At 62.2% G+C, this 1,792-nt stretch carries 2 protein-coding genes; both read left to right on the forward strand.

The window, feature by feature from the left end; translation table 11 throughout:
* Window positions 1-797 (forward strand): aminomethyltransferase family protein (locus EN750_RS32635; protein ID WP_145968131.1); only part of this gene is annotated, 797 nt, incomplete at its 5' end.
* A gap of 94 nt (window positions 798-891) precedes the next feature.
* Entirely contained in the window at window positions 892-1,740 is an 849-nt protein-coding gene (locus EN750_RS32640; RefSeq protein WP_127399143.1) for a DUF1194 domain-containing protein, read from the forward strand.
* The last annotated feature ends 52 nt before the right edge of the window (window positions 1,741-1,792 follow it).

A 1,792-nucleotide genomic window follows, 5' to 3' on the forward strand; every position in this document is an offset into this window, starting at 1 on the left:
GCACGGCACAGGACAAAGGTTTCGACGTCACCATCACCGACGTGACCGAGAAATACGTCACTATCGGCATCTGGGGGCCGAACGCCCGGGCGACCTTGCAGAAGGTGGTCGAAAATCCGGACGGGCTCTCTGTTGAGAACTTCCCATTCGCGGCAATCAAGCCGGTCCGGATCGGCGGCAAGGATGTCACCGCTTTCCGCATCTCCTATGTCGGCGAGCAGGGCTGGGAGCTGCACATGCGCTACGAGGACGGCCTGGCCGTCTGGGACGCCTTGCGCTCGACCGGCGTGATGCCCTTCGGCGTTGAGACCTATGCCAACACGCGCCGCATGGAAAAGAGCCTGCGGCTGCAGAACGCCGACCTTTTGACCGAGTACAATCTGCTCGAAGCCGATCTTGCGCGTCCGAAGGTCAAGGAGAACGATTTCTGCGGCAAGGCCAAGCATGTCGAATATCGCGCCCGCGAGCACCAGCCGGCCATGCTGTGCACGCTGGTGATGACCGAGAATGTCGATGCGAAGGGCGTGGCCCGCTATCCGGTCGGCACGATGCCGGTGATGGACCCGAAGACCGGCGAAACGCTGGTCGACGAACTCGGCCGCCGGTCCTTCACCACCTCGATGGCGTACGGGCCGACCGTCGGCAAGAATATCGGTCTTGCCTATTTGCCGTGGGCGTACGCCCAGGAAGGCCGCAAGCTCACGATCGAGTATTTCGGCGAGACCTATCCGGTCGAAGTGGCTGCTGTCGGCTACAAGCCGCTCTACGATCCGGAGAATTTGAAGCCGCGCAGTTGATTGCAGGCAGGCGCAAAGGGCATGAAGGCAAAAGCCTGGCCATCGGCCGGGCTTTTCTCTTTTTAAGCCGACGGTTTTCGCTTACCCTTGCGGAATGTCTGCTTTTGCCTGTGCTAGACATTTGCTTTCGGGCTGTGCCGCGTTCGCGCTGACGCTTTGGTTGGCGCCGGCGTCCCTTGCTGACGAGCCCGTCGATGTCGAGCTGGTGCTTGCCGTCGATGTCTCGCTGTCGATGTCACCGGACGAGCTCGAGATCCAGCGTCATGGCTACGCAGCGGCGCTGACGCACGACAATGTGCTGCAAGCCATTGCCGATGGGGCTTATGGCAAGATCGCCGTTACCTATGTCGAATGGGCCGGTACCACCTGGCAGCGCGTCATCGTGCCGTGGACGGTGATCGCCAGCCGCACCGACGCCGAGCGCGTGGTCGCGCAGTTGTCGGCGCAGCCGCCCAATAGTGCGCGGCGCACCTCGATCTCCGGAGCGCTGGAGTTCGGCAACGACCTGTTTGCCGAAAGCGGCTACCGGGGCACGAAGCGGGTCATCGACATTTCGGGCGACGGCCCCAACAACCAGGGTGCGCCGGTCAATCTGACCCGCGACGGGCTGATCAAGCAAGGCATCGTCATCAACGGCTTGCCGCTGATGACGCGAGGCGGCTTCACCGGTGCCTACGACGTCAGCAATCTCGATCGCTACTACAGCGACTGCGTCATTGGCGGTCCCGGAGCCTTCATGATCCCGGTCAATGACTGGACGCAGTTTCCCGAAGCCATCCGTCGCAAACTGGTGCTGGAACTCGCCGGTCCGGCCTCGCCGCAATGGGCGGCGGAAGAAGCCGCGCATCCGCCGGTGATATTGGCGCAGGAGAGGTCCACCACCGACTGTCTGGTCGGTGAGAAAATGTGGCGAAACCGCAGTTGGATGTTCGACAGCCGCTAAAGCTCTTCTCCGTTGAGCGTGATCTTTGGCCGAACCGGCTCCCATTCTTGCC

The organism is Mesorhizobium sp. M7A.F.Ca.ET.027.03.2.1, assembly GCF_003999175.1.
Lineage (GTDB): Bacteria > Pseudomonadota > Alphaproteobacteria > Rhizobiales > Rhizobiaceae > Mesorhizobium.

Coding starts and splice junctions, on each gene's coding strand:
- EN750_RS32640 (WP_127399143.1), top strand. CDS start 892: ATGTCTGCTTTTGCCTGTGCTAGACATTTGCTTTCGGGCTGTGCCGCG.